Genomic DNA, 4,976 nt, shown 5'->3' with positions numbered 1-4,976 from the left:
TCTACTTCAAAGACCAGTAAGCATACTGGATCGATGAAGCAACTAGGGAAGATGAAGCGTCAAAAATCACGCTCATCAGACGGGTCTGCTGAAACCCCGTCCCTCTACAGGGCGGGGTAGTTCATTTGTCTGATTTAATTAGCGCAGGCAGATCCCGCCGTTAGTGAAGCTGGCTTTATAAGCAAACGGGGGCTCTTTGACCTAAGCAAATAATTGACCTAAGCAAATAGCCAGGGCTGGGATGGGTGAGGCTGAGATTGGGGAGAAGCCCACTCTTACCAGACACAGAAGTTTCAGAGTATTTCACATAAAAAAAATTAGGATAGGGAGATGTGGGTGGTTTCAGGTCACTGGCTTGACTGGTAACCAAAATTTATTTTGTGTGTTTTTATTATATTTTATTTGTTATTGCTCCTTTGTAATCAGCCGAAAGTCTCGCGGCAGCAGAAATGACACGTGACCAATGACTAATCACCAATGACTAAGACTAATGACTAAAATCAGGAATAGCTAAAGAACTGTTACAGTTCTTGACAAAGTAGCCAGACAGGTATGAACTCGATGATAGCATTCCCTTGAATGCCTTATTATAGACACGAGAAAAAAACTATGGCAGAAGAACTGACGGGACAAACTCCCATATTTGGTGGTAGCACTGGCGGATTGCTGACCAAAGCTGAAGTTGAAGAAAAATACGCTATCACCTGGACAAGCTCAAAAGAGCAAGTGTTTGAAATGCCTACTGGTGGCGCTGCCATCATGAATGAAGGGGAAAACTTGCTCTACTTAGCTCGTAAGGAACAGTGTCTGGCATTGGGAACCCAACTGCGGACGAAATTTAAGCCCAAAATCGAAGACTATAAAATTTACCGGGTTTATCCCAATGGTGAAATCCAGTTTCTGCATCCTGCAGATGGGGTATTCCCAGAGAAAGTCAACGAAGGGCGTCCCTATGCAGGGAAAATAGACCGCAATATTGGCAGCAACCCAGAACCTGTAACTATCAAGTTCAGTGGGAAGGCACCTCACGAGGTTTAGTTCATCAGTGATAAGGTAAAGGGGAAAAAGTTGAACGTTGTGACCAACAGTTTCAGCTGTTTGCCGAATTTTTAACCTTGAGCTGAGAAAGACCATGATTTTCCCAGATTTTTCCCAATTTTCAACCGTAGCTCAACAAGGTAATTTTGTACCGGTAACCCAGGAGTGGGTGGCGGATTTAGAAACGCCAGTTTCTGCCTGGTATAAGGTCTGTGCTGGTCAACCCTACAGCTTCTTGTTGGAATCGGTAGAAGGTGGGGAAAATCTGGGACGTTACAGTTTACTAGGTTGTGACCCCCTGTGGGTATTGGAAACTAGGGGAAATCGCACGACTCAGACCAACCGGGATGGCTCAGTCACAGTATTTGAGGGAGACCCCTTTGAAACCTTAGCGAATTGTCTGAAATCCTATCAACCTGTAAAGTTACCCCAATTGCCGCCAGGAATTGGCGGTTTGTTCGGTTTTTGGGGTTATGAGTTAATTCGTTTTTGTGAATCCCGTGTGCCAATTTATCCCCTAGAGTCCAATGACTTGCCCGATGGATTGTGGATGCAAGTGGACAACCTGATTATTTTTGATCAGGTCAAGCGTAAGATTTGGGTGATCGCTTATGCTGATCTACGACATGCCCAAGGAGATTTAGAGGCAGCCTATCAAAAAGCATGCGATCGCGTTCGTACTCTGGTCAACAAACTACAAGGGCAGCTCTTAGGTAAGGACACAGTACTCCCATGGACACCTCCAGATAGTGCTACTCAAGAACTGTCTTATATCAGCAATACAGACAAATCCCAGTTCTGCGCTAATGTCGAAAAAGCGAAAGACTATATCCGAGCTGGGGATATCTTTCAGGTGGTATTGTCCCAGCGCCTCTCGACAGAATACAAGGGTGACCCTTTTGCCCTTTACCGTTCCCTAAGGCTGATTAATCCCTCCCCCTACATGGCGTATTTTAACTTTGGGGACTGGCAAATCATTGGATCTAGCCCAGAGGTAATGGTAAAGGCAACAGCTTCCCGAGAGGAAAAAATCCAGGCAACGTTACGACCAATTGCTGGAACTCGACGTCGGGGTCAAACTCCTATTGAAGACGAAGCTCTAGCTCAGGAGTTACTCGAAGATCCAAAGGAAATTGCTGAACACATTATGTTGGTTGACCTGGGTCGGAATGACCTGGGTCGTGTGTGCAAGAGTGGTACAGTCAGAGTTGATCAACTGATGCTCATTGAGCGCTACTCCCACGTTATGCATATTGTTAGCAACGTAGTAGGGGAGCTGGATGCTAGTAAAACAGCTTGGGATTTACTGAAAGCTTGTTTCCCTGCGGGGACAGTGAGTGGAGCCCCCAAAATTCGGGCAATGGAAATCATTCAGGAACTGGAACCAGAACGTCGCGGGCCTTACTCGGGTGTCTATGGCTGGTACGATTTTGAAGGTCAGCTCAATAGTGCGATCGCAATCCGGACTATGGTAGTTCGCTCATGTGGTTCTGGTAAACATACCGTGTCAGTGCAAGCTGGTGCTGGCTTGGTAGCAGATTCTGACCCAGAAAAAGAATATCAAGAAACCCTCAATAAAGCTAGAGGCTTACTAGAGGCTATCCGCTGTTTAGACTTTGAGTAGTAAGCTATCAGCTAGGCGCGCCCCTAACCACTAACCGCTAACTATTCCTTGACAGGGTTAACTACAATCATGCTAGCTTCTTGCCGTCGGATAGCTACTTCTGTGGTGGAACCAACTCTAATGTGTAACGGTCCCCCAAACCAGGCTGAGCGCAACACTTGTACCTGTCTATCAGGAATAATGCCAATTGCTTCTAGTCGATTAGTGAGACCTTCGACCTGCAAACCGATCTGAACTTTCTCGATAATGGCAAGCTTTCCAGGTTTTAATTCCGCTAAAGTCAAGTCGCTTCGCTCCAATTCAAAATTCAAAATTATTAATTCAAAATGACAATCAGTGGGGGCTTGTACCCAGAATTAAAAAATTGCCAAATTTATGATTTTATTTATTTTGAAGTTTGAATTTTGAATTTTGAATTACCACTAGGGGTCATTTAGTTAATTATTAATTTGCAGGCTAAGGTATTGTATCTTTTTTTGTGCTTCAAACAAAATAAAGCCTTTTTGGAGCATCAATTATTATTAAAGGAACATCCCTCTTTTCTTGAAATCGACGTCTTTGGTGGAGTGCCAACAAGAGAATAGGTGATTTAACTAAGTGTCAGTCACCTTACTCTCTTGCTTAGCTATCGGCTTTCGCCTCCGCTGCGCGATCAGAAACTCTTGTCTCCAGTCAGAGTTAAGAGGACCATACTCCACTAGCAATCTTTTGCAGTGGGGCTAGATGAGGTGTCTGGCATAGGAAATAGGCGAAAAATGCCCCGCCACAAGCACCAAGCAAGAAACCACTGGCAAATTCACTCCAGCCTTCTTTAGTTCCTAAGTCTTCTGGTGGATTGGGTGTGGTCAATGTTGCCTTAGGTTTGCCGGAGCCAGCCGCTCCATAAATAGATAAAGCAACTGTCAGAAGAGCCACTAAGCCAACTGTTGCCAGTAAACCAGCTGTGCTGGCATAGTCTGTCCCACGTAACGGACCTAGTAAGGCAAACGGTCCATACAGAAAGTAGCCATGAGCCATACCAACTTCTAGACCCCGGCGATTGGCTGAGAGCCCTTTACGGTAGGCTGGCAAGTTGTTGATGAAAGCTTTTGTGAAAGCAGAGGAATTAATTGGTGTGGCTAGATTACCCACTTGGGGATCTCCACCATGGTCAATTACATCCATCGTCATTGTAAATTTATCTCCTATAAAATCGGATAAACCCCTTGAGTAGTAATACTTTAGGGGGGAGAAAAGGAACTGAAAGAATCAGCACGAGTAATCGTCGCTGAGAAGTGCATCCTCTCGTAACGAATTATACGAGATATTGTTCTTGTTCCTAACCTTCTTAGTCAATGGCAAAAATTTTAGCCTTAGTTCTTTACGGTAAAATCACCTTTGCCAAACCATTGTAATAACCTAAAACCAACGGTTTTGATGACTAACCCCCTTTTAGCTTATTAGGTTTTTGTCACAAAAAGTAATTAATTTTTGTAAAGTTTATTGGGCAATTTTTGTTAAAAATCTTAATAATTATCGGACTGGCATAAACTTTCCAGTAATCTGAGCCATTGAAGAAACTGGGTCGTTGATATAAGGGCGGGTTGGGATCACCCCTCCCATGCTCCGAGGTGAAACGGGAAGTTAACCCAAATTGACTGGACTTGTGTCCTTTTGTCTAGGTCAACTAAAAATGTTGATGTCAATAGAGGGATGGCAGACTGATTAGAATTGACGCCATCAAAGACTCAGCAAGGGCAGAAGCAATCATCAGGTTTTTGCCACAGGTTGTCTCGGAAATTCCGAGGTAGATCAAGGTATTTCATAGTCGTGAACCATGATAGGATTAACTTGTCGAAAAAATCGATAAGCACCTACACAGAATTAATTACCTACTCCAAATTTCTGTAACCCTTACCCTGCAAGGCTTTGAGTTTATGAAAATGTGCAATTAATTTTGTTTACCTGCTTAGCTTCCTCCGCTGGGCATGCCCCACAACGAACATGCGCAGCATGAGTGTGGGATGAATCGCGGAGCATTAACTCGCTATAAACAGCCTGAAAAACGTTATACTAAAAATAGTAGGGAAAACAAATTAAGAGCTAACCGCCACCTACGTGCTTAAAAATAGAACTTATTGTATTGTTCCGGCGCGGAGGGGCATCCCGTGTCGTTAATAAAGCTTACCGAGTATCCTAAGCGATGGCTGGAGTTGGTAAGAAGCCCACACTGTAATCTTCGGCGAAGCCGACGCTACGCGAACGATAAGCGTGTGGGAGTATGTCACTAATCTACCCCCTTACTAGAGGGGTAGATTAGTGACATACTCCCACA

Annotated in this window: 4 protein-coding genes; 2 read left to right on the top strand and 2 right to left on the bottom strand. The window is 44.3% G+C overall.

Annotated features, from left to right (window positions below; all coding sequences use genetic code 11):
• The first annotated feature begins 609 nt into the window (after positions 1–609).
• Both F6J94_RS30100 and trpE read left to right on the top strand, forming a co-directional pair.
• A complete protein-coding gene (locus F6J94_RS30100) occupies positions 610–1,038 on the top strand; it encodes a photosystem I reaction center subunit II PsaD (RefSeq protein WP_293023275.1) in 429 nt (142 codons plus the stop codon).
• Positions 1,039–1,132: 94 nt separating this feature from the next.
• Positions 1,133–2,662 carry an anthranilate synthase component I gene (trpE, locus tag F6J94_RS30095; RefSeq protein ID WP_293047027.1) on the top strand — a complete coding sequence of 510 codons (1,530 nt, stop codon included), beginning with the start codon at positions 1,133–1,135 and terminating at the stop codon, positions 2,660–2,662.
• Positions 2,663–2,703: 41 nt separating this feature from the next.
• Here the strand turns inward: trpE and F6J94_RS30090 are convergent, their stop codons facing one another.
• Complete coding sequence (locus F6J94_RS30090) at positions 2,704–2,973, bottom strand: FeoA family protein (protein WP_293047025.1); 270 nt, start codon at positions 2,971–2,973, stop codon at positions 2,704–2,706.
• Positions 2,974–3,340: 367 nt separating this feature from the next.
• Positions 3,341–3,826 carry a photosystem I reaction center protein subunit XI gene (locus F6J94_RS30085; RefSeq protein WP_198954299.1) on the bottom strand — a complete coding sequence of 162 codons (486 nt, stop codon included), beginning with the start codon at positions 3,824–3,826 and terminating at the stop codon, positions 3,341–3,343.
• Positions 3,827–4,976 lie beyond the last annotated feature (1,150 nt).

The organism is Moorena sp. SIO1F2, assembly GCF_010672755.1.
In the GTDB taxonomy this organism is placed as follows: Bacteria; Cyanobacteriota; Cyanobacteriia; order Cyanobacteriales; family Coleofasciculaceae; genus Moorena.
The sequence above is the reverse complement of the archived record's forward strand: the minus strand, read 5'-3'. Positions and strand labels throughout refer to the sequence as shown.

Excerpts from the sequence above, each read along its gene's own strand:
- F6J94_RS30100 (WP_293023275.1), top strand. The coding sequence starts at position 610 with ATGGCAGAAGAACTGACGGGACAAACTCCCATATTTGGTGGTAGCACT.
- trpE (WP_293047027.1), top strand. The coding sequence starts at position 1,133 with ATGATTTTCCCAGATTTTTCCCAATTTTCAACCGTAGCTCAACAAGGT.
- F6J94_RS30085 (WP_198954299.1), bottom strand. The coding sequence starts at position 3,826 with ATGGATGTAATTGACCATGGTGGAGATCCCCAAGTGGGTAATCTAGCC.